Origin of the sequence: Enterococcus malodoratus ATCC 43197 (genome assembly GCF_000407185.1) — a bacterium.
GTDB classification, from domain to species: Bacteria; Bacillota; Bacilli; order Lactobacillales; family Enterococcaceae; genus Enterococcus_A; species Enterococcus_A malodoratus.
Window position 1 is genome coordinate 1,372,909 of the sequence record NZ_KE136481.1, and the last position, 23,552, is coordinate 1,396,460.

Genomic DNA, 23,552 nt, shown 5'->3' on the forward strand with positions numbered 1-23,552 from the left:
GAGGAGAATTATTTTGAAACAACTAACCTTTAAACAATTCTGGGAATTATCGGAAATCTACACTGCGCCATTAAATCTATTTATTATTTTACTGGGATATGCCATCGCCAAATTTCAATTGAATAGCTTGCCGAGTCCCGAATTTTTTCTATTCGTTTTGATCATCGTGATGTTCCATATTACCGTTAACGTTTTTAATCATTACATGGACTACCGCAACGCGTCTGACGAAAACTACAAGCAGCAAACCAATATTATCGGACGCGATCATTTAGATCTGCGTTTTGTTCGCAATTTTTACTTATTTAATTTGATTGTTTCCTTCCTACTAGGACTGCTATTGGTTTGGCGTACGAACTGGGTGATCGGTGCTTTGGGTGTGATTGGTTTTTACATCGGCTTGTTCTATTCCTATGGTCGCCGTCCTCTGAATAGTTTGCCGATTGCTGAAGCCCTGACCGGTACTGCCAGCGGATTTTTCATTACGGTAGTGAGTTACTATTTGGCCGTTTATCAAACCCATGTTGTCACCCTACCTATGATCGGAAAAGTTTTCTTGATCAGCTTACCTTTGGTATTGATGATGTTCAATAATTTATTGGCTAATAATACTTGCGATTTGGAAGAAGATATCGAAAACCATCGCAAGACACTGGTTTATTATTTAGGAAAACCATTAGCAGTAAAAGTTCTATTAAGCGTCTACGTCTTTAGCTTTATCTGGCTATTCGTTTTAGTGATTGCCGGGTTGGCTCCTTGGACTGTGCTGTTTTTACTCTTCCTCTTCCCAAAAAATTGGCAGAGTTTAAAAAAATACCGTGCATTGCAAGATAAAAAGACGACTTTCCCAATTGTTTTAAAAGCGATGTCGGCAATTATGGTACTCTATCCTGTTCTCTATTTTATCGGTTCTCTTTTCGCATAATAAAAAGCCTGCCCAACTTCCATAAGGAATTAGGCAGGCTTTGTTTTATACCATTAACAAATTGATTTTTAGGGCTTCGATATCCGTCTGCTGCTCACGCGTAATCTGAAGATCTGTAATCAGATAATCACATTCATCCGGTTTAGCAAACTGTTTAAAGCTTCGTTGATTGATTTTACTAGACTCGCATAATACAATTTTTATTCGTCCAATATTGATCAAACTCTTTTTCATTTCAGCCGTTTCATAATTAGGGGTCGAATGCCCATAATTCTTATCAAAAGAGGTGGTTCCCAGAATGACTTTATCCACGGAAAAGCCAGCTAACCCTAGTGCGACAGAACTCCCGGATACATAAGGATAGCCATTACGGATCGCACCGCCGATCACTTGAACTTGATAGTTGGTCTTTTCGCTTAACAACAAAGCGATCTCCAAATCGTAGGTCAAGATCGTCAAACGCTGGAGCTGACTATTAATCAGCTTCTCGGCAAAGGCTCTGCAAGAGGTTCCCGTGTCAATCGCCAAAATATCATTTTCTTCAATCAATTTGACCGCTCGTTCAGCAATCCGATATTTTTCATCTGTAAATTCACGACTCTTGGGAATAATCTCGACGCTGCGCTGAAAATCACGCTTGATCACTCCGCCATGTGTCCGAGTCACTAATCCCTCGTTCTCCAATTCCCGCAAATCATTGCGAATCGTTGAACCTGTAACGTTAAAAATATCGGCTAACTCCGCAACTTGCATGCGATTCTTCTCGTTGACTAGATTTACGATGGATTGCTTTCGTTCCTCCGCGTATAATTGATCATCCATTTTTTATCACCTTTTTGCGTTTTGTTTCATTATAAAAGAAACTGAAAATGTAAGCAATCAAACTAAAATTATTCTTTGAAGACAATCACATTCTTTAAACCGATGGCCTTTTTAGCATTTTCCAAGGCCTCATCAAATTGATCGATCGGATAGCGCTTTGTAATCAGCTCTTTCAACGGAATTCTGCCGCTGGAAACCAATTGAGCTGAAGTCCGATAGCCCATCAAACTAGCACGAGTACAGCCAAAGACTCTCAATTGTTTATAGTGCAGAATATTCGTATTCAGTTTGACCTCTTCTTTTTCTTTCGGCAAACCGCCAAAGAATAAGCAACGACCGTTCATCGCCATATAATTGAAGCTGGCTTCTTGCGCTTGTGGCGCTGGTGCCGCAATAATACAAAGGTCAACGCCTTGATTATTGGTTTCGGCAAAAATTTTCTCCTGCAAATTTTCCGAAGTTAGTGGAATCAAATCGGGAATCATTTTTTTTGCATCTGCCAAACGAGCTTCCGATAAGTCATTCATCATGACTTTTCCTGCACCTCTTGCGCGTGCCAACATCGCGTGCATGATTCCGATCGGACCAGAACCGATAATCAACACATTGTCTCCGGGGTTATTTCCGGCAATTTCTTGCCCGTTGAACACACAGCTGAAAGGTTCGATCAATGCTGCTTCTTCATAAGACAACTCGTCAGGAATCAAAGAAATATTCCCTTGGCGAACTGCTTTTTCCGGAATCACTAGATATTCGGCAAAACCACCAGGCAAATTGATGCCAAAAGCTTCATAAGTTTCACACAAATGAGTATTTCCGCTAACACATTGATCACAAATTCCGCAGCCCATATTCGGAGCGATCGCAACCCGCATGCCTTCTTTATAGAAATCGACCGAAGATCCGACTTCAACGATATCGCCTGAAATTTCATGTCCTAACGTTAATGGTGTTTCTTCACTTGCGGTAGGATAGCCGTTTTTATACATCCGAACATCGGTCCCGCAAATCGATGCTGCTTTGACTTTTATCAAGACTTCTTTTTCAGATATTTCGGGTTTAGCGAGTTCGCTTAATTGAATCTTTTCTTTTCCTAGTAATTGGATTGCTTTCATTTATCCTTCCACCTCGACAATTCTATTTTCCAGCAACGATGTCAGCCCCGCGTTGACTAATCGAACTGACATTAAGCCATCTTTTCCCGTACATTGAGGCGTCGTGTCATTCAGAATACAATCAACAAAGGCTTGATCTTCAGCCACATAAGCCTCTCTGAATAAATACATCCAGCTGTGCATCGTTGGCTGCGTCAATTTTTGATCGCTAGTCGCTACCACGATATTATGCTTTCCTTGATCGCCAACCAGAATACTTCCTCTGGTTCCGAGAATCTCCGTTCGCGCGTCATACCCATATTGAACATATTGAGCGCCATCGATCAGTCCCAGCTTGCCATCCGTAAAACGCAGATTCATCGCAACCGTATCGTAATAATCAGGAAACTCGTCGCTCACCTCTGGCGAACGGTAATTACCGCCATTCGCGTAAATACTACTTACTTCACTCCCCGTCAGCCAACGCAATGTATCAAGATCGTGACTATTTACTTCACCGATTGGCCCATTACTCTTACGTATATCAAACATCCAAGGTTTCGGTTCACTAGGACCGTGAGTCAATGATTTCACCAATACGACATCCCCGATCGCGCCCGAATCCACGACTTTTTTCGCCTCTTGAAAGCTTGCATCAAAACGCCGCATGAAACCGACTTGCAGCTTCACTTGATTTTCTTCAGCGGCTTGGATCATTTCCAAACATTCCGCTTCATCCATCGCTAACGGTTTTTCACACAAGATATGTTTTTTCGCCGCTGCTGCCGCCAAAGCGATCTCTTTATGGTAGATGGTCGGCGTGACGATCACGACAGCGTCGATCTCAGGATTTTGCATTGCTTCGTGGTAATCTTCATAAAGGTATTGGCAATCCACTTCTTTTTGAGCCAATTCTAAGCTTTCCTTTGAAGGATCGCACAAAGCAATCAATTGTGCATTTTCAATTCGGCGAGCGAAATTTTTACCATGGATCATCCCCGCTCTGCCTGTTCCTATCAAACAAATTTTAATCAATTCTGTCATGCCGATCATTACTCCTTAGCTGTTTGTTTCTTCTGCGAGAATACTTTTACTGCCGTTACCAAAAATCCGCTGACCGCTGTTCCGATCGCCAACGCTAACACATAAAGCAAAACATTTTCGACTGCGCCGGGAATCAGGAAGACGAAGAAGCCGCCATGAGGAACCGCGATCCCGCATTTAAAGATCATCGATAATGCACCCGTAATCGCCGAACCGACCGTCACAGAAGCCAACACCCGAATCGGATCTGCCGCCGCAAAAGGAATCGCGCCTTCAGAAATAAATGATAATCCCAAGACCCAAGCAGATTTCCCAGCTTCACGTTCTTCTTTACTGTATAGGTTTTTACCTAAAACAGTTGAGGATAAAGCCATTGCCAATGGTGGCACCATACCAGAAACCATTACCGCCGCCATCACCATACTTGTCTCTCCAGCACCTAGATTCGTTAATGACGCAACTCCGAAGAAATATGCCGCTTTTCCGATTGGTCCGGCTAAATCGATCGCCATCATTCCACCTAGAAGCAGTCCCAGTAATACAGAGTTCATACCTGACAAACTATTCAACCAATTCGTGATTCCTTCGTTTAATGCCGTAATCGGAATCCCTACGATAAATTTCATAACAAGACCAACAAATAATACCGATACGACTGGAAGAATCAATACAGGCAATAACCCAGAAAAAGCTGATGGTAATTTTAGCACCTTTTTCAACCAATGAACGGTATAACCAGCAAGGAAACCACCCAATAACGCGCCTAGGAATCCGGCATTCATTGACGAAGCGATCATCCCAGCAACCATCCCCGGAACTAAACCTGGTCGGTCAGCGATTGAAAAGGCAACATACCCACCTAGGATCGGCCACATCAAGCCCATCGCGATCCCGCCTAGCTCATTGATCGCTGAAGCCAGATCACCCTTGGCGTTGATCCCGCCGAAGGCAAAGGCTAACGCAATACAAATCCCGCCTGCCACAACAAAGGGAATCATGTAAGAAACACCCGTCATCAAGTGACTATAAATTCCGCTTTTTTCCGCTTTCGCTTCTGACTTTACTTCCGCCGAAGTCGTATAAATCGCTGCATTCGGTGCACGATCGAATAAATCATCTGGATGATCGATCGCCTCAGTCACATCGACTTCCAACAAACGTTTCCCATTAAAGCGATCCTTATTCACCGATGTGCTCGCTGCGATAATAACCGCGTCCGCGTCGGCGATCTCCTGTTCAGTTAACACATTCTCCGCACCAATCGAGCCTTGTGTTTCTACCTTGATTTCAATATTGCGTTTTTTAGCAGCGATCTCTAAGTTTTCAGCCGCCATATAAGTATGTGCGATCCCCGTCGAACACGATGTAATCCCTACAATTTTCATTTTTTTCACCCTTCCTATTCAAAAATCTGATAGATTTCTTCGACATCAGTGACAGTCATCAGTTTTTGACGGATATCATCATGCATCAGCTTCCGTGATAGTTTGCTCAGAATTTTCAGATGCTCATCGTTTGACGTTTCAGGGACAGCGATCAAAAACATCAAGTGTACAGGCTTTCCATCCATTGAATCGTATTGAATTCCCGCTTGGCTGCGGCCAAATGCTAGTGAAGCTTCAGTAACTGCTGCACTTTTTCCATGCGGAATCGCTACACCAAAACCGATCCCTGTCGTACTTTCCTCTTCTCTTTTCATCACGGCCTCTAGGTAAACGTTCTCATTATTGACAACACCCTCTGTTACAAAGGTGTTCGCAAGTTCGCTGATCGCTGCTTGCTTATCGGTCGCTGCTAAATCAAAATTAATAAATGCCGTTTTCAATACGTCGCGAATTTCTGTCATCTCTCTACTCCTTTACTAAAGTCTTGTATTCTTCTACGATTTTAATACCTGAACTTGTCCCTAAACGTTCCGCCCCTGCTTCTACCATCTTCAATGCGGTAGCCAAATCACGAATGCCGCCAGCCGCTTTTACTTTTACGCCATCACCAACTGTTTTTTTCATCAACGCAACATCTTCAAGTGTGGCACCGCCTGTTCCAAATCCTGTTGAAGTTTTGACAAAATCAGGCTTTACTTCCTTCGCGATTTCACAGACAGCCACTTTTTCTTCATCCGTTAAGTAGCAATTTTCTAGAATAACTTTACTGATAATTTCACCTTCACGAGAAGCATTCACAATTGCTTTCATTTCTTCACGAATATATTCAGTGTCGCCATCCTTTAATTTGCCAATATTGATCACATAATCAATTTCATCCGCGCCGTTTTTAATAGCATCCTGCACTTCAAATACTTTCGTTTCAATTGTCGTCTGCCCTAAAGGAAATCCGATGGCCGCACCCACATGAACCTCGCTGTCTTTCAAGAACTCCCGACACATTGCTACTGGATAAGAATTAATCGCTACCATTTTAAAGCCATAATCATCTGCCTCTTTGCACAATTGCTTGAATCCGTCTTTCGTTGCATCGGCCTTTAATAATGTGTGGTCTACCATATTCGCTAATTTCTTCAACTCAATCATCTTATTGCTCCTTTTGTTTTTATTTACACCTTTATATTATCATTTACTTTCACTTTGTCAACATGTAAAAATGGAAAGGCTGAATATTTTTACTAGGATTCTATGAACAAAACAAAAGAAGTGATGATTTAAAGGCTAAATCAACACTTCTTCCTTATTCTTCATTTTAAAAGCAAATGAAAATCTATTTAGTTAACTCTCCTGGCCAAGCGGAGGTTCCACCTAAAACATTGATGACCTTGAAACCCTGACTGTCTAAAAAAGCACAAGCACTTTCTGAGCGCGCCCCTGAGTGACAGATTAGATAATAGTCGTTATCAGGATTTAGTTCACTCGTACTAGCGCCTAGTCCACTTAATGGTAAGTTTTTCGCGTGGGGCACATGCCCCATTTGATATTCATAGGCTTCACGGACATCAATGATTTTCACTTCTTTTTGTTTAGTTAAATGATAAAAATCATCCATAGCGATGGCATTAGTCATAAATCAATTCCTCCGGTCGAACTGTTTTGTATAAAGCAAAGGCGCCATCCAAATTTTTCACCTTGAATCCATTTTGTTTTAACTGGCGTTCAGCCACATAGCTTCTCAAGCCGCTGTGACAGCTAACAATATAGTCTTGCGTTGGATCTAGTTCGGCGATTCGTTCGCGTAATTGATTCAACGGAATATTGACTGACTCAGGAAAACGCCCATTGGCTAATTCTTCTGGATTCCGTACATCTAATAATTGACTGCCATTTTGCTGTGCTTGCTTCAATTGATACCATTGGATCGAATCACTGATGCCCTCTGATAAATTGATCGCAGCGTAGCCTAACATATTGACCGGGTCTTTGGCCGAGCCGAATGGCGGTGCGTAGGTAAATTCCAACTCAGGCAAGTCAAAAATCGTTAACCCGCCTTTGATCGCTGTCGCTAGAATATCGATGCGTTTATCTACACCGTTAGCACCGACACCTTGAGCCCCATAGATTTTTCCACTTTTTGGCTCAAACACTAATTTCAATGTCAGGTCACTAGCCCCCGGATAATACCCCGCATGGTCTTTTCCAGAAACATGGACCACCTGATAGTCTAGACCCAATTGTTTGACCACTCGCTCACTTAAACCAGTCGCTGCGGCAGCCAGATCAAATACGCGAACGATCGCTGTTCCAATACTTCCGCGATTCGTTCGTTTCAGGCCAGAGATGACATCCGCTACTTGCCTCCCTTGACGATTTGCTGGAGAGGCAAGTGAAATCAAGGCATCCTCGCCGCTAACCTGCTGTTTGACTACGATCGCATCACCAACCGCAAAAATATCCGGCATACTTGTTTGATAGTTCTCATCCACCAAAATGCCTCCGCCTAAACCAGTCTCTAATCCTGCTTGGTTTGCTAAAGTATTCTCTGGACGGACACCGACTGAAAGAATCGTTAAGTCCGAGGTCACTTCTTCCCCGTTCGTCAATCTGATTTTCTGTCCTCGTTCACTGAAACTTTGAGCAGATTCTCCATTGATGACCCGAACGCCTTGCTTGATCAGCTCATTTTTGACAAAGGCAGCCATTTCTTCATCTAGTGGCGGCAATACATGCGGCGCTTTTTCAATAACGGTCACATCCAGCCCGCGAGACTTTAGGTTTTCCGCCATCTCAAGACCGATAAAACCAGCTCCGATCACCGTTGCCTTCGCAGGTTCTTTTTCCAACGCCTGCATGATCCGATCCAAATCGGGAACATTGCGCAAACTATAGACATTCGTTGCCTCAGTCAGCCCAGCCATTTCTGGAATCAATGGTTTCGCACCTGGAGATAAAATCAATTTGTCATAACTTTCTGTAAAACTCCCGTGGTCATTTTTGACAGTTATAGTTTTATTTTCAGGAGAAATACTGGTGACCTCATGGAAAGGACGAACATCTAGATTGAAGCGGGCTTTTAACGATTCTGGTGTTTGGACCAAAAGCGCCTCACGATCCGCGATCTCTCCGGACACATAATAAGGCAATCCACAATTTGCGAAAGAAACGAATGGTCCTTTTTCCAAAACAATGATCTCCGCATCTTCCATTAAACGACGCAAACGCGTAGCTGCGGACATCCCGCCTGCGACGCCGCCTACAATAACAATCTTCATCTTACTTTCCTCCCCTAGTCGGACCTTGCCAACGATTCATGCCGCCTTGAACATTGATTGCTTCATAGCCTTTTTGCTTTAAAATCTTAACGGCTTGTTTGCTGCGCATCCCTGATTGGCAAATGACATAAACTTCTTTTTCTTTTCCTTGATAACGATCAATTTTATTCAAAGGATAATTGGATGCTTTCGTAATATGCCCTCCACGGTATTCCTCAGGTGTTCGAACATCTAATAAAGTAATTGGTTCTTTGAGTTTTTCAGCTAAGTCCTTGGTTGAAATAGCCGTATTCCTCTGAAATAGATTAAACATAAACTGTCTCCTTATTTTTTCTTTTAAATACCTCATAGGGTATTTTTATCATATCTTTTTGATTCCTGTCAACCGTTCTGTTTAGTTCTCATTATTATTAGAAGCGATCCACTTGACGAAACATACCCTCTCTAGGTATATTCTTCTTAAACAGCTTGCACAAAGGAAGTGGAAATCAATGGAGATAGAAGAAAAAAAGATCCTCAATCGGTTGAAACGAACGGAAGGACAAATCCGCGGTGTCCAAAAGATGATTGATGACGAGAAAGAATGTATTGATGTCATTACCCAATTAAGCGCCGTACGTTCCAGTATTGATCGTGTAATGGGCATGATCGTAGCTGAAAATTTGAAAAATTGCTTTGAGCATCCTGACAAGAATCCTGATGAACAGGCACAAAAATTGGAACAAGCAATCAACATGATTATTAAGAAATAAGGTGTAGAAATGAACGTTGTCTTTCATATTGATGAATTGGAAAAATGGCCGGAAGCAGCCAGTAACGTGAAAAACTTATTGAAAGAACCCTATAAAATAGCTATTATTATTTTAGTAAATGGGAAAGCGATCAATGGCTATCTTGCTCCTGAAAATCAAGCATTCATCGCAACTGCCGGTGTGACTTTTCACGCGTGCAATAATGCGATGCGGGCAAATAAGATCGCAAAAGAACAATTACCGAAGAATGTCGTTGTCGTCCCTGCGGGTGTTTTAGATTTGATTGAATTACAGGCACAGGGTTATGCCTATATCAAACCATAAAACGGTTAAGCAGGAAGCTACTCAGGGGAAGGGGTAGGCACTTGAACACTATTGAAAATATCAACAAAAAAATGCATGTTACAGGTAGTTTGATTAATTTGAAAACGATCCAAGAAAATTTTGAAAAAATCAATGCCAAGGATATTTGCTCAGAAGATGAAAAACAAGAGATCATGGAATTTCTAAATGCCATCGACACAGAGTTGAATTCCATTCAAGAAAAAATCGGATTTATCCGTCAAATGTAATTGAACAGCTAACCAAAAATAGTCCATCTCCATAATTTTGGAGATGGACTATTTTTACATTAACAACGAACTTAGCAATAACTGAAAAAGTTGATTGCGTTCGCGAAATATTTTTAAGCACTGATTTTTTTGTAGACGTCGATGATCTCTTTCGCTAAGTCTGTGAAAGCAATCGAAGTCATCAAATGATCTTGGCTGTGAACTGTCAACAAATTCAAATCGAGATGCTCACCTTGCGCTTCTTTTGTTAAAAGTCCTGTTTGCGAATGGTGCGCTTCGACTAATGATTCTTCTGCTTGTTTGATTTTTTCATCTGCTAATTGGAAGTCACCATCTTTTGCTTCTTGAATGGCTTCCATCGCATTACTTTTGGCATTGCCTCCGTGGATGATCAACCCCATCACCGCTTCTAAATTTTCTTTCTGCATTTAAACACTCCTTATTTTATACCGATTTATCCATTGATCATCGCTACTGCTTGATCAAGTACCTTTTCACCATTCATCATGCCATAGTCCGTCATATTGATGATATCCACAGGAATTCCTAATGGCGCCAATTTTTCTTCAAACTGCTTCTGCATAAAACGAACCTGTGGGCCTAACAAGACCGTATCGATCTCACGTTCCTGCAATTTGTTCGTTGCATCTGCCGCCGCAATCGCAAAAATATCGACATCAAGTCCTTGTGTTTCCGCCGCTTTTTGCATTTTGGTCACTAGCATGCTGGTACTCATCCCAGCATTACAAACTAACATAATCGTTTTTTCACTCATAATACTATCCTTTCTCACGTTCTTCACTAATTCTGAGTTGGTGCGGAAGTGTCTTTATAGTACATCGCCATTACTTGCGATCACTTTTTGGAACCAATGGAAGGAATCCTTTTTACTACGATCCAACGTTCCTGCACCTTCATTATCTTTATCGACATAAATGAAGCCATACCGTTTTTTCATTTCTCCTGTTCCAGCAGAAACTAAATCAATAAATCCCCATGGCGTATAACCCATCAAATCAATTCCGTCATAAATGACCGCTTCTTGCATCGCTTCAATGTGTTCACGCAAGTAATCGATTCGATATTCGTCATGGATCTCGCCATCATCAGCGATTTCATCGATGGCACCAAAGCCGTTTTCTACGATAAACAATGGTAATTCATAACGATCATTGAACCAGTTCATCGCGTAGCGCAATCCAGTTGGATCAATCTGCCAGCCCCAATCGGATGCTTTGACATAAGGATTTTCTACTAAATCATGGGCTTCATCATAATCATAAGCTGGTCCTTTATCATGATCTTTGACTGCGAAGGACATGTAATAACTGAAACCGATATAGTCAACGGTTCCTTTTGTTAACTGTACTTCGTCTGCCGCAGTGATATCCAAATCAAACTGTTTGCGATCAAAGTAGGTCTTCATATAGCTTGGGTAACGTCCTTTACAATGCACATCAGTGAACCAATAGCGACGCTGCATCGCAACTGTTGCGGCCATCATATCTGACGGGCTGCATGAATACGAATAGATTGGAACCATCGCGATCATACAACCAATCTCAAAATCAGGATTGATCTTATGTCCGATCTCGATCGCTTTTGCACTGGCAACCAACTCGTAATGAGCGGCTTGATACATGATTTTTTCCCGATTATCATTAGCTTCAAATTTCAGACCGGAATTCGTAAACGGCGCGAAATCTTCTTGATAATTGGCTTGATTGTTGATCTCATTAAAGGTCATCCAATATTTGACCTTATCTTTATAGCGCGTAAAACAAACTTCAGCAAAATGGGCGAAGAAATCAATCATCTTGCGATTACGCCAACCACCGTATTCAGTTACTAAGTGGTAAGGCATTTCAAAATGCGACAAGGTGATTACTGGTTCGATCCCATATTTCAAACATTCGTTGAATAAGTCATCATAAAACTGTAATCCCGCTTCATTCGGCTCAGTCTCGTCTCCATTAGGAAAAATACGTGTCCAGGCAATCGATGTCCGGAAACATTTCAATCCAAGTTCCGCAAACAGCTTCACATCTTCTTTATAGCGTCCATAAAAATCAATCGCATCATGGTTGGGATAATTTTCTCCCTCTAAGACACCGTTAGTAATTCGACGTGGCGTGCCATGGGCACCGACAGTCATAACGTCAGCAACACTGACTCCTTTACCGCCGTCTTGCCAGCCGCCTTCTAATTGATGGGCGGCTACTGCGCCGCCCCATAAAAAATTCTCTTTAAAAATACTCATTGCTTTACCTCTTCAACTAAGCCGTTGCATTACCTTCGGCTTTATTATTTTCGTTTGCTAAATCTTTTTCGATTTGTTCCATGCTTTCACCTTGCTCTTGCAAATAGTTCAATGAATCCACTTTACGAACAAATGGCAGGTAAATGAAGAATCCGATAACTAGTACAACTGCCTGTAATAGCGCTGTTCTCACACCACCGACTAAGAATCCTGAAATGATTGGCGGTGTTGTCCACGGAACGACGACCGCTGTAAACATTGGAACAAGTCCAGAATACAGTGCAAAGTAAGTAATCACACCAGAAACCATTGGCGTTAAGATAAATGGTAATGCCATGATCGGGTTCATTACGATCGGTGTAGCAAACAGAATCGGCTCATTGATATTGAAAACTGCCGGTAATAATGCTAACCGTCCCAATTGCTTAAACTGTGCGGAACGGGCGAACATCACCATGAACATCACGATCCCGATCGTCATACCAGCCCCTGTGACTGTCATGAATTGGTCTAAAAATTGTTGTGTTACGATGTGACCACCGTTAGCGATGGTCAATTCTTTGCCTGAGTTCAGGATTGCTGTATTTTCTAATGAATTCGCTGTCAAGATTGGTCCCATAATTCCGCCGACCAATGTTGAACCGTGAACCCCGAAGAACCATAAGAATGGTACCAAGAAACCTAACATCATAGCGCCGCCGAAGGTATCCGTAACCCCTTGCATTGGTGTTTGAATCAATTTATAAATGGCTTCTACAACCGTTGTATTGAACACTTTATCAAAGATTACATAGACAACTAATGCCACTGTTGTTATTACTGCCGCTGGAATCAACGCAGTAAATGAGTTCGCGACGTTTGCTGGTACTTGTTCTGGTAGTTTGATCCGAATATCACGTTTCAAGAACCAAGAATAGGCCCAACCAACGAATAACCCAACGATGATGGCACTGATCATACCTTGACCACCTGTCCAAGTCTTATCAATGACATTGGTCACGACCGCATTTGTTTCTGCATTCGTAGCGCTTGAATGTTGTGTAAGTAAGAAGATTACTAACGCGATCATTCCTGCTGGTAAACCTTCGAAGCCTTCTTCCTTTACATAAGAATTAGCAATACCCATTACCGCAAAAATTGACATAATACCAAATGATGCACCGAAAGCTTCGTTAAAATAAACCGCTAAACCACTGCTGGTGACCCAATCAGAAACAGCCGGGATCGGAAAATTCGCTAAAAGTAAGAAAACAGAACCAATAATGGTAAAAGGCATGGTGTACAGCATCCCATTACGCAGAGCAGTAATCGCTTTAGTATTTACAAATTTTAAAATAGGGGGCAATAATTTCTCATTAATAAAGTTATTCATAAATGATTCTCCTTAAAAGATAGTTTTATGCAGCGATGGCCATCGCATTGTTTGTATCCGTTTACAGTTTTATCATAAGTGATGACTTCCCTGAATGGAATACTTCTGGAACAGCAAGAAACATGTTCCAATAAAAAAAACAATCTAGCTGTTTATTAGACAGCTGGATTATTCTCTTGCTAAATATATTTATTTTTTAAATTCGATTCGTTTTATTAAATAGCTAAATCAATAGCTAAATCAATAGCTAGTCTTTTGAATCTTTTTCCCGTTGATAGGCTTGGTGGGCCAGAATTTCCAAAAGTGCGATGACTGGAACTTGCGTCGTAAGGTTGATAAATTCTTCTGTCGGGTCAGGTCCTGTGACTTCTGGCATATAATAGGAGATATTGAAATCCGCCATTTGCGCAATAGTCGAATGCTGATCGTTGGTGACACTCAATATTTTTGCACCGTAGCGTTTAAAATCCTCTATTTGCTTAATGATTTCGACTGTTTCACCAGAAACGGATAGAGCGATCACCAAGGTAGTGTCCAATCCTCGTGTTGGAACAGGAATGAACGGGTCTGTTATCGCGTAGGCGTTAAATTGTAGATTTGAAAAATAGCGGGCACCATATGTCCCTAAAGTTCCACTCGTTCCAATTCCTGAAAAAACCAAATGCTTGCTGTCCATAATCAGATCGATCGCCGGATCTATGACAGTATGGTAACTTTCATTATTGACCTTTTTCAAAAAAGCATCCACATGCACATTCGCATCGTAAAAGGCTTCAAAAGACTGCCCTTCGCGTGACAGATTTTCTTTTAGGGCATATTTGAATTCTGTAAAACCAGAGTAACCCAGTTTGTTTAAGCAGCGTAAAATGGTCGAAGTAGATACATGGCAGCTTTCAGAAAGATCACGGATCGTCATACCGCCGACACGTTCCATATTTTCCACGATAAAAGTATAGACGATCAATTCCAACTCATTTAGTTCTTTTACTTTTTGCGAATCGAACACCTGATTTCAACTCCTAATAATAAGATCTCTGTTTATTTATTATCCCATAAAACCCAAAAATTACACAGTCTATTGATCGTTTTTTGCGTTATTTAATGAAATCACGTAAACTATTTATAGTAGTCTAAATGACGTATTAACATCATTCGATACATTAATCAAAAAACACTATCTATGATCCATAATTCAAGCCGGAGCCTTTGGACATGCGTCCGATGGATTGGATGCTCTAAAAAAAATAGCAGGAGATCAAACCGATGAAATATGAATGGCGCAAAGAAGAAAAACAATTCTATTTACCAAAACAAATTGAGATTCAAACAATTCCCAAGTATAAGTTTATTTGTCTAACTGGACATGGAAATCCGAATAGCGACTTATTTGGTGAGCAAGTCGCTGCGCTTTATGCATTGTCGTATGCGTTGCGAATGAAATTAAAAAAAGGGGAATTAGGCGAACCATTTGAGTACACCGTCTATCCTTTGGAAGGTGTTTGGACTTCTGAGACAGATCCCGGCGATGGTCCAGTGAATAAGGATGAACTGATTTATCGGATCATGATCCGCCAACCTGACCGCCTCACAAAAGAAGATTTCTCGGCCGTCGTTGAACCGACATTCAAGAAAAAACAGAATTCGTATATCAAGGAAGCAGAGTTTATTGAATACGAAGAAGGACGTGCCGTACAAATGATCCATCTTGGTTCTTACGATGACGAGCCCGCATCCTTTACAAAAATGCATGAATTTATGAAGGAAAACAACCTTCATAAAACAACTACCATGGGTGACTTTATCCATCGGGAAATCTATCTTTCCGATCCGCGCAAAGTCGATTCCGCTAAACAGAAAACTGTCTTGCGTTATAAGCTCAAATAAAAAATCCGACACGAGGTCGGATTTTTTTTATTTCTTCTGTTTGCGCTGAATTGCTTTTCGAATTCCCACGCGATAAACTTTGGGGATCGCGAGGAAAAAATTCTGCGTAAATTGATAATGCTGATATTTTTCAATGATGAAGCGGATTAACTCTGCGCCTCCATATTTCTTTTGATGAAAAAGTTCAAAGCTGTGGATTTTTCGGGCAGCTTTAGTTGGCTCTTTCAACACGATTAAAAAGGACAGCAAATCATCAAAGTAACGTTCTTTCGCCTCTTCATAGGTCTCCGTACCGTAACGCTCTAACTGAATAAAATCAGTCAGCTTGCGTCCCCAAAACTTCCGTTCCAAGTAAATAGGAGCTTGAATGTCTTGTTGAAAATCCTCCAAATAGGCTTCAAAAACCTTTTTATCAGCTAAGAAATTTTTCTCCTGTCGATCGAACACTTCCCGATCGACTTGATTGATCTCCGTCACAACACTTAGATAATCGCCAATAAACAGCGGCATCTTCGCTTCACGAAAACGAACCACTCGTTCGCCTAATCTCTGATTCAGAGAAAGCGGGCGGCGCAGCGTATTATTACGATAGTAAGCAAATACATAACGTTGCCACAAATCATCCGGAAACGGAATGCCTTTTTCCGTCAGCCACAATAATTCATCTAAGGCCAAATCCACATGAGCGACACCTTTTTTGATCTCTTCTGCCACTTGCTGTGAGATCCCTAAATGATCCTTGAAATGCTGGATACCTAAGCGAATCTCCTGCTGCTTGAGCTTTGATTCGATCACAAATTGGTATTTCAACGGACGTCCGCAAGCACATTTCAATTGACTGTGAACTCCACGTTCAAATTCGTCATCAATATTCAACGCGACAAATTCCCAATCCGATGTCTGTAAATACTGCTTTTGTAAAAACAGCGAGCGGACTTCGTATTTTCTTTGCTGATTGACCAGCGCTTGCTGAGGTCCCGTTAGTTTCTCAAATAGGGCTTTGCGCTCTGCTCCCGAATACGTCACATGACATTCTGTCGGATAATCATTCAAGCCATAGCTTCGTGGATACCAGTGTTCATAAATCTCTAAATAATTATCCATGGATTAACTCTTTCACAGCTTATTTCTTCGAATCAAATTTATCTTCAAGCTCTTTAATAATCTTTTTCGCTTCATCTTTAAATGAAGCATGCGGTTCTTCTTCCTCTACCGCGTTCGAGCCTGAGCGCGCGACTTCTTTCGGTTCGCCAGAATTACTGCCGGCTAATGCTTCCGGCTTGTTTTCTGTCTCGCTAGAATTTGTCCCTGCTAAAGCGACATCATCGTCGGTTTTTGGTGCCATAGAACCGCGTAAACGGGGTTCTTTTTCATTGTTATAGTTAGTCATTATGCTTCACTCCTCGCTTCTTTTTTGTATTTTACCCGATAGTTTGTTAGATTACCAAAGTTAACCTAGCTTTATGAAAAATCGATAAGCACACCCTAGCAATGTCGCTAACCAACTTAGACCACATAGAATAAAAATCATCCCTACGTATTTTGGCGGATCATATCGAACACGAACAGTATTTTTACCGACGTGCTGCTTAATTGTTGGTACACCAATGTTAGAAAGCAAAACTGGCGTGATTTCTCGATCGCCTTCAACTATTTTCGTATTTTGATAGACAATCACTGGCAATTGAATATTATCGGTTTTCTCTGCCTGCCACGAAATCTCCAACTGATTGTTTTTTACAGTCTTAGAAAATTTTGTTTGATCTGCGAGAATTTGTTTTTCATAGCTGACATATTTGTTCTTCTTATCGTTGTGATAAATTGGCAGATAGTCTGGACTCGACTTTTCTACAGCTTTTAACGCTTGTTCCATATCCGTATCATAAAAACTTTCTCTCGCCTCTTTTTCAGAGACGCGGACAAAGGTGTGTTTACTTGTTAAAGATTCCTTATCCCAACGGTTCAGATCATGCGAAAGAATCCGCCAGTTCTGCCCGATACTGATCACACTAAATAAGGCTAAAACAATAGGAAGGAACCTCTTGCTTGGCAAATCATTGACCATTGAAGCAAAGAAAAAAAGAAACAATATCGTAAATGGTGCGAAAAAGCGAAATGGAAATTGGATCAGTGAAACCAGCGGTACCTGATTAGCCACTAACCAATCCCAAGGAACGATGCTCGTTGAAAGGAATAAAAAGAGACCACTAAATATCAGCAACTGTTTTGTAAAGCGTTGGACACTATGCCAATATACGAGACAAAAAAGAAAGCCGACAATTATTATCAAGCGTAAAATTTCAGGATAATGCAGCCAATAGGCGCCACCCAAATCAATCGCCTTTTCACTCATTTGCGGATTGGTAAACGGCATCTTCAATTGATCTCCAGAATTGATCAAAAATAAACTGACCCAAACATTGATCGACAGGCAACCGTACAAACCGATCGCTTTCGCTAACTCGATCAGAGCCGTTCCCCAACGATTTCGCGCATAAGCAATAAAAAACGGAACATAGATTAGGCCCAGCATCACTGCCGTCAACATATGAATTTGGGTCATCAGCGCGACACTTAAGGCAATTTTCACGAAAGGAAAATGGCGATTTTTCAGATCGACCAGCGGAATCAAGCACAGTGGCAAAAGACTCGTTCCCCAGCTAGTAAACCCTTGATTCAATATCCAATAGTTGATACTGTATGTTGTCATAAAAATAATTGCCGAAAACAGCGCCGTGTTTTCTTTGATCTTGCCGTAGGTCAATAATTTGAACAATGAGCACCCGGCAAATAGATAAACCAAAAAATTCAACAACACTTGATAACGGAACCAGCTGCCGGCCAGTAAAACTAGTCCACCCTGCAAATAAGAAAACAACGGTCCGTATACCGCATTGACGATTCGTCCTGACTGTTGAAAACCAAAGATCGAAATAAAGTAACTGAAATTGCCTGTTTTGAGTTGTTCCGCAGTCTCATAAAAACGATTGTAGTGAAAGACAGCGTCGGCGCCCAAAATCATATTCTGTGTCCAAATCTGCGGAGCGACAAAGAGTCCGGCGATCAAAAAAATGATCAGATAATAGCGATTGCGTTTCATAAACGACCTCCTTGTTCATACTAATGAGTAAATTTTTGCGTACCGTATTGCCCTCTGTATAAGATGACTACGGCTAACTTAGTTAATTAGTACAAACTTCACTCTATCCTATTTAAAAAAATAAACGAAATAAAACGCCTATTTTCATGATGAAAATAGACGTTCCTTATACTTTTATTTTTCTACCGAGAGCCAAACAATCACTGTTCCAACCAGGGAAATCAGCGTACCGATCATAAGCATCGCTGAAACGGATAAGAAACTCAGCATTTGACCACCGACAAAAGCGCCAATGATTCCGCCAATCGTGTTAGCCGTTGCCATCAAGGTTTGACCTTTAATCAAATCTTTTTGCGGAATGATTTGATTCGTATAATAGACCGACGCCATCGTGTGCATCGCAAAACCAATCATCTGTAAACTTTGCGCGACATTAATTAGAAAAATACTTCCCGCAAAGAGAATCAATACTGCCTTGACTGAGAAGAAAAAGGCCGCCACTCGCATCAGTGAATGAATTTTAAATCGCCGTAAAACCCAAGTAAACAAAAACATCGTCGGCAATTCACTCAACGCAGCGATCGATAAGGAACTCCCCGCATTCGCGGCCGTCCCACCCAAAGGCTGCATGATCTGAAACATATAACTGTTGATGATCGTATGATACACAAACAATAAAGACACACCGAACAATAGAAATATAAAGCGCTTATACTTTTTAGTGAATTCAATTAAACCAATCGGCTCTTCCAACGAGCCTTCACGATGATGCTCCGTCAACAATGATTCAGAATACTTTCCACCTTGTTTTCGCGTATCGATAAGCAGTGCTATCACCGCGAATAGCAAGAAAATTCCAATCAATAAATACAAGATGATCGTTGGTGAAAATCGTTCGATCAATACGCCAGTTACCGAAGCAGCTCCAGCAAAGGCCAGTGACCCCAGTCCACGTGCCACACCGAAATTTAGCCCATAGCCGCGGCTAATAAAAAAGGTTCCGATCGAAATCGTCATCGGCTGCAGAAGTACTAAACTCGCATAAAGCAAAACATAAATGACCGCTACGATCAGAAAAGCTTTCGGCAGCGCCAGCAAAATCCCCGAAAACAGTACCAGCAGCAATGCCATTCCCGCCGCTAGCTGGGACAAACGAACTCGGACCATCCGATCAGCAAAGGATGCTAAGAATGGCTGGCACACTGCGGCGAGTAAATTCGCCAATGATAAGACCATCCCGATCTGCCCATTTGAAAAATCACGAGACAACAAGAAAACAGAGGTAAAGCCGCCCAACACCGAAAATCCCATCCAATAAGGAATCTGCATACTGATATATTGTAGATTCAACTTGATATGATTTGTCTCCATAGTCCCTCCCCAAAATTATCGTTCACTCATTATACCTGATAAAATTGTTGAATTCAGACGAATCTTGAAAATAGTCGCGGCGGACTTAATTTAGACCGGAAAACTATAAAAACAGAACTCGCAACTAGCTCAGTTTAGCTGAATGATTTTTCCAAAGACCGGAAAAATCTTTTTTTGTCGCTTCGCATACGATTCTGCTATACAGGGTTTACTATGCATGGGTGAGTTATCGTGAATCAATCCTTTCAACTTAAAGAACTGCTAAAAGCAGAACTCGCAAAATCAGAGCATAAGTTGACTTATGCTCTGATCGATATTAATTTTTCGCTTTTTTATAACAGATATTGCCAATCCATTGAACGACTTGCACGAAGACGATCAATAGGACAACGGTGCTATACATGATCGTATTATCAAAATTTTGATACCCGTATGTGATCGCTACGGCACCTAGTCCACCTGCGCCGACTGTTCCCGCCATCGCGGTATAACCCAGCACTGAGATGACTGCTAAAGTCAGACTTGAGATCATACTAGGAAAAGCCTCTACCAGCATCACCTTGAAGATGATCTGCATATGCGTCGCGCCGATCGATTTTGCTGCATCCAATGTGTAGGGATTGATTTCCAATAAATTATTTTCAAACAACCTTGCTACATACGGTGTCATGGCAAAGGTCAACGGTACGATTGCCGCCGAAGTTCCGATTGTCGTTCCTACTATTGAACGAGTAATGGGCATCAACGCTACCATTAAAATAATAAAGGGAAAGGAACGAATGATGTTCACGACAAAATCCAGCAAGCGATAAATGTTCAAATTAGGTGCCAAACCCTTTTTATTGGTGATCACTAATACGACCGCCAAAGTAAAACCAATGATCGTCGCAATCAATGAAGAGACCAGTACCATGATCAATGTGCTGACTAAGTTCGGCAGCAGCACTTGCGTGATCAAAACTGAATTACTCACCAACCTTCACCTCCTGGCAAATAAAGTGACCCTGATCGGCGAGTTGCGTCAATTTCTCGACATCCTCGTCTGGGATCGACAAGAGCAAAGTAGAAATTGTTTCATTTTTAAATTGTTCTGTTGCTGCTTTCAATAGATGCGGTGTTTCTATACTTGCTTGCCGCAACAAAGCCAAGACATCTTTATCCAGTTGCGTAAATAGTTTCACCAAACGATGATCTGCCTTTAGTTTGCCAAAGCCTGTCTGCTGCTCACCGGTAATTGTTTTCAGCACTTCAGAATCATTGAAGAAGACTTGCTGAACGGTATTTTCTTCTACGATTTTTCCACTCTGTAGAATGGCGACGCGATCACAAATCTTTTTCACCACTTCCATCTGATGAGTCACGACTACGATCGTTAATCCCATTTTTTGATTCAATTTCAGCAGCAAATCCAAAATGCCGTTCGTTATATTTGGGTCTAGTGCCGAAGTCGCTTCATCACACAATAAAATCTCGGGACTCATGGTCAATGCCCGCGCGATCGCTGCCCGCTGTTTCTGTCCACCAGATAATTGCCGCGGCTTCATCTGTGCTTTATCCGCGATCCCAACTTCTTTCAGCAGTTCGTCCACTCGTGCTTTAATGTCTTCTTTAGAATACCCGCTGCATTCTAGCGGTAGTGCCACATTCTTAAATATCGTTTTTTGTTCGATCAAGGAATTTCCCTGAAAGATCATTCCGATCTTTTTCTTTACTTCACGCAACTGTTTTTCTGATAATTCTTCCAAAGCTTGTGTACCGATTTTGATACTGCCCGATTGCCCTTTTTCTAAGCCGTTGATACAGCGCAGCAAGGTTGATTTTCCAGCACCGCTGACTCCTAAGATCCCCATGATAGAACCGGCGGGGATCGTCAGAGAAATATCTTCTAAAATAATTTGTTCACCGTAACTTTTATTGACTTGATCGATGACTATTTCCATCTACTCAACACCTAACGTTTGACGCCTTGATATGCGCCTCTAAAATAATTTTCTCGCTTACGCACATCATAAAAATCCGGTGCATCGTCTTCTGCGGTTTTTTTGATGATTTTGCGTTTCTTTTCTAATAATTCCATCGGGTTCAAGGTTTCTTCTAAGCCTTCGATCATTGTCTCGAACTTTTCATAAGGAACACCGACACATAATTCTTCGTCCTTCCAGCGCGCGACATACCGCGTTCCAGAACACATCATCGAAATGTTGATCAAGCCAGTCTCATAAGGATAAGACGTTCCTTCCTGACAGATCGCCTGCATTCCGGTCATCTTGATATTTTTCGCCTGCCCATTGAAATAGGCATTCCCCTGCAAAATACGCATCGCATTAAAAGGAGTCGTGATGATCAAAATGACATCGGGCGCACTTTGCCACGCTTCGATCGGCTCAACAGCGATCCCATAAGAAGATTCACGACAGTAAACCATGTCATCCGCGATCGCTTTACTCACTTCGATGTCTTTATAGACACCCATCTTGGCATGCTTTTGTCCGCTAGCACTGTATTCGTCGTTTTCGATCAAGCCCAAAGCCACCGCAGACGCCGGACAACCAAAGTTATCGATCGATAATTTCACACTGACACCTTCTGTTGCTTGCTGAACCGAACGGCAATAAGGAACCAATTTTTCGGTCTCTGGTGCATCGTAGGCTTCAAAATCCTCTTTGCTTCGTAAAAAACTAATTCCCACGACCTTGCGTTTTAATTCCAATAAATAATTCAATCGCCGATCTAGCTCTTGAAAATTACTCATAGAAAGTGAACACCCCTTTGAAGTGATCGTTGATTCCTTTTTTGCTCTCTTTCGTAGTGAATGAGCTGTTGATTGCTTTCGCCCAGTCCGTATCCTTGTTTTTATCCTTCACGATCAGGCTGATTGGGAAATCTTTGGCGTGCTGATCACGAATCAAATAATCCTTGTAGTTTTCACCAGAGTTAAACATAAATGTAAAGAAGCAAGTCGCTGCATCTAGATCTTCCAAACTGCGAACCGTTTGTGCTTGTTCGATCTCAACAAATTTGAAGTTTTTCGGATTCTCAACGATATCCAATGCTGTAAAACCAGATTTCTTCTCATCGCTCAATTTGATTAAACCGGCATCCTGCATCATCAATAAAGAATTATCCCGGTTCATCGCATCATTCATAATAGCAATTTGCGCGCCATCAGGTAATTGATCGATTTTGTCATGTTTTGTCGAATACAAACCAATTCCTGTGTAATAAACATGCGGCTTCATCATTGCTAGATCGCCGCCCTTTTGCTCATTGAAAGATTTTACGAAGGGCTCATGTTGTGCAAATGATGCATCGACATTGCCATCTTGAACGGCTTGTAACGCTTCGATATTATTTGAAAAGACCACAAATTCTGGTTTATAGCCTTCTGCTTCCATCGATGCTTTTGCCGCTTTAAGTGAATTCTCCGACACTTGATTACAGGCAATCTTGATTTCTTTCTTCTCATCTTTAGCAGACGCGTCTTCTTTCTTCGAGCCACAAGCTCCTAATACTAAAACCGCCGCTAATACTGCAAATCCAACTTTTAATTTCTTCATCTTCATTCTCCCTTTTACATAAATTTTTGTACTAATAAATCGTATGTGTTCGAGCGCACAAAAAAGAAACATACAAAACTGTATGCTCCTCCGATCCAGCAAAAATAAACGTAAAGAATCACGTAACAAAGAAAGGAGGGAA

General features: G+C 41.5%; 27 protein-coding genes. 5 read left to right on the forward strand and 22 right to left on the reverse strand.

What is annotated here, in order from left to right:
- The first annotated feature begins 13 nt into the window (after positions 1-13).
- Complete coding sequence (locus I585_RS06850; RefSeq protein ID WP_010743119.1) at positions 14-925, forward strand: UbiA family prenyltransferase; 912 nt, start codon at positions 14-16, stop codon at positions 923-925.
- A gap of 45 nt (positions 926-970) precedes the next feature.
- Here I585_RS06850 and I585_RS06855 read toward each other — a convergent pair whose 3' ends face one another.
- The 9 genes from I585_RS06855 to I585_RS06895 all read right to left on the reverse strand — a co-directional run bounded on the left by I585_RS06855 (position 971) and on the right by I585_RS06895 (position 8,855).
- Positions 971-1,747: a DeoR/GlpR family DNA-binding transcription regulator gene (locus tag I585_RS06855; RefSeq protein ID WP_010743118.1), complete on the reverse strand. Its 777-nt coding sequence runs from the start codon at positions 1,745-1,747 to the stop codon at positions 971-973.
- 68 nt (positions 1,748-1,815) lie between these two features.
- Positions 1,816-2,862: an alcohol dehydrogenase catalytic domain-containing protein gene (locus I585_RS06860; RefSeq protein ID WP_010743117.1), complete on the reverse strand. Its 1,047-nt coding sequence runs from the start codon at positions 2,860-2,862 to the stop codon at positions 1,816-1,818.
- Positions 2,863-3,885 (reverse strand): Gfo/Idh/MocA family oxidoreductase, encoded by a 1,023-nt coding sequence (locus I585_RS06865; protein WP_010743116.1) that lies wholly within the window; start codon positions 3,883-3,885, stop codon positions 2,863-2,865.
- An 8-nt stretch (positions 3,886-3,893) separates the two neighbouring features.
- Entirely contained in the window at positions 3,894-5,270 is a 1,377-nt protein-coding gene (locus tag I585_RS06870; RefSeq protein ID WP_010743115.1) for a PTS fructose transporter subunit IIC, read from the reverse strand.
- Between the two features lie 14 nt (positions 5,271-5,284).
- Complete coding sequence (locus I585_RS06875) at positions 5,285-5,731, reverse strand: PTS sugar transporter subunit IIA (RefSeq protein WP_010743114.1); 447 nt, start codon at positions 5,729-5,731, stop codon at positions 5,285-5,287.
- Positions 5,732-5,735: 4 nt separating this feature from the next.
- Complete coding sequence (gene deoC, locus I585_RS06880; protein WP_010743113.1) at positions 5,736-6,416, reverse strand: deoxyribose-phosphate aldolase; 681 nt, start codon at positions 6,414-6,416, stop codon at positions 5,736-5,738.
- Between the two features lie 184 nt (positions 6,417-6,600).
- The gene (locus tag I585_RS06885) at positions 6,601-6,900 is read right to left on the reverse strand and encodes a rhodanese-like domain-containing protein (protein WP_010743112.1); all 300 of its coding nucleotides are present in this window, start codon (positions 6,898-6,900) and stop codon (positions 6,601-6,603) included.
- On the reverse strand, positions 6,893-8,542 hold the full coding sequence (locus I585_RS06890; protein WP_010743111.1) for an FAD-dependent oxidoreductase: 1,650 nt from the start codon (positions 8,540-8,542) through the stop codon (positions 6,893-6,895). The genes I585_RS06885 and I585_RS06890 overlap by 8 nt, the downstream gene beginning before the upstream one ends.
- A gap of 1 nt (position 8,543) precedes the next feature.
- A complete protein-coding gene (locus I585_RS06895; protein ID WP_010743110.1) occupies positions 8,544-8,855 on the reverse strand; it encodes a rhodanese-like domain-containing protein in 312 nt (103 codons plus the stop codon).
- A gap of 178 nt (positions 8,856-9,033) precedes the next feature.
- On the opposite strand from I585_RS06895, the gene I585_RS06900 reads away from it, so the two are divergent.
- The 3 genes from I585_RS06900 to I585_RS06910 are packed head-to-tail and all read left to right on the forward strand — an operon-like array spanning position 9,034 to position 9,866.
- Positions 9,034-9,294 (forward strand): metal-sensitive transcriptional regulator, encoded by a 261-nt coding sequence (locus I585_RS06900; protein ID WP_010743109.1) that lies wholly within the window; start codon positions 9,034-9,036, stop codon positions 9,292-9,294.
- A gap of 9 nt (positions 9,295-9,303) precedes the next feature.
- Positions 9,304-9,618, forward strand: coding sequence for a DsrE family protein (locus I585_RS06905; protein ID WP_010743108.1), 315 nt, complete (start codon positions 9,304-9,306; stop codon positions 9,616-9,618).
- A 41-nt stretch (positions 9,619-9,659) separates the two neighbouring features.
- On the forward strand, positions 9,660-9,866 hold the full coding sequence (locus tag I585_RS06910; protein WP_010743107.1) for a restriction endonuclease subunit S domain-containing protein: 207 nt from the start codon (positions 9,660-9,662) through the stop codon (positions 9,864-9,866).
- Positions 9,867-9,979: 113 nt separating this feature from the next.
- Here the strand turns inward: I585_RS06910 and I585_RS06915 are convergent, their stop codons facing one another.
- From I585_RS06915 to I585_RS06935, 5 genes are all read right to left on the reverse strand, one after another.
- The gene (locus tag I585_RS06915; RefSeq protein WP_010743106.1) at positions 9,980-10,294 is read right to left on the reverse strand and encodes a PTS lactose/cellobiose transporter subunit IIA; all 315 of its coding nucleotides are present in this window, start codon (positions 10,292-10,294) and stop codon (positions 9,980-9,982) included.
- Between the two features lie 26 nt (positions 10,295-10,320).
- On the reverse strand, positions 10,321-10,641 hold the full coding sequence (locus tag I585_RS06920; protein ID WP_010743105.1) for a PTS sugar transporter subunit IIB: 321 nt from the start codon (positions 10,639-10,641) through the stop codon (positions 10,321-10,323).
- 54 nt (positions 10,642-10,695) lie between these two features.
- Positions 10,696-12,126 carry a 6-phospho-beta-glucosidase gene (locus tag I585_RS06925; RefSeq protein ID WP_010743104.1) on the reverse strand — a complete coding sequence of 477 codons (1,431 nt, stop codon included), beginning with the start codon at positions 12,124-12,126 and terminating at the stop codon, positions 10,696-10,698.
- A gap of 16 nt (positions 12,127-12,142) precedes the next feature.
- Positions 12,143-13,498, reverse strand: a complete 1,356-nt coding sequence (locus I585_RS06930) for a PTS sugar transporter subunit IIC (RefSeq protein WP_010743103.1) — start codon at positions 13,496-13,498, stop codon at positions 12,143-12,145.
- Positions 13,499-13,745: 247 nt separating this feature from the next.
- Positions 13,746-14,504, reverse strand: coding sequence for a MurR/RpiR family transcriptional regulator (locus tag I585_RS06935; RefSeq protein ID WP_010743102.1), 759 nt, complete (start codon positions 14,502-14,504; stop codon positions 13,746-13,748).
- A 257-nt stretch (positions 14,505-14,761) separates the two neighbouring features.
- Here I585_RS06935 and I585_RS06940 point away from each other — a divergent pair, with 257 nt between their 5' ends.
- Complete coding sequence (locus tag I585_RS06940; protein ID WP_010743101.1) at positions 14,762-15,382, forward strand: GyrI-like domain-containing protein; 621 nt, start codon at positions 14,762-14,764, stop codon at positions 15,380-15,382.
- A gap of 27 nt (positions 15,383-15,409) precedes the next feature.
- On the opposite strand, the gene I585_RS06945 is transcribed toward I585_RS06940, so the two are convergent.
- The 8 genes from I585_RS06945 to I585_RS06980 form a co-directional block, all read right to left on the reverse strand.
- A complete protein-coding gene (locus tag I585_RS06945; protein ID WP_010743100.1) occupies positions 15,410-16,486 on the reverse strand; it encodes a hypothetical protein in 1,077 nt (358 codons plus the stop codon).
- 19 nt (positions 16,487-16,505) lie between these two features.
- Entirely contained in the window at positions 16,506-16,772 is a 267-nt protein-coding gene (locus I585_RS06950) for a hypothetical protein (RefSeq protein ID WP_010743099.1), read from the reverse strand.
- A 60-nt stretch (positions 16,773-16,832) separates the two neighbouring features.
- Positions 16,833-18,482, reverse strand: coding sequence for a hypothetical protein (locus tag I585_RS06955; RefSeq protein WP_010743098.1), 1,650 nt, complete (start codon positions 18,480-18,482; stop codon positions 16,833-16,835).
- Positions 18,483-18,656: 174 nt separating this feature from the next.
- Positions 18,657-19,853, reverse strand: a complete 1,197-nt coding sequence (locus I585_RS06960; protein WP_010743097.1) for an MFS transporter — start codon at positions 19,851-19,853, stop codon at positions 18,657-18,659.
- Between the two features lie 316 nt (positions 19,854-20,169).
- Positions 20,170-20,826: a methionine ABC transporter permease gene (locus I585_RS06965; RefSeq protein WP_010743096.1), complete on the reverse strand. Its 657-nt coding sequence runs from the start codon at positions 20,824-20,826 to the stop codon at positions 20,170-20,172.
- On the reverse strand, positions 20,819-21,793 hold the full coding sequence (locus tag I585_RS06970) for a methionine ABC transporter ATP-binding protein (protein WP_010743095.1): 975 nt from the start codon (positions 21,791-21,793) through the stop codon (positions 20,819-20,821). The genes I585_RS06965 and I585_RS06970 overlap by 8 nt, the downstream gene beginning before the upstream one ends.
- 11 nt (positions 21,794-21,804) lie before the next feature.
- Complete coding sequence (locus I585_RS06975) at positions 21,805-22,605, reverse strand: DUF169 domain-containing protein (protein WP_010743094.1); 801 nt, start codon at positions 22,603-22,605, stop codon at positions 21,805-21,807.
- Positions 22,598-23,410, reverse strand: a complete 813-nt coding sequence (locus I585_RS06980) for a MetQ/NlpA family ABC transporter substrate-binding protein (RefSeq protein WP_010743093.1) — start codon at positions 23,408-23,410, stop codon at positions 22,598-22,600. Before I585_RS06980 ends, I585_RS06975 begins: the two co-directional genes overlap by 8 nt.
- Between the last annotated feature and the right edge of the window lie 142 nt (positions 23,411-23,552).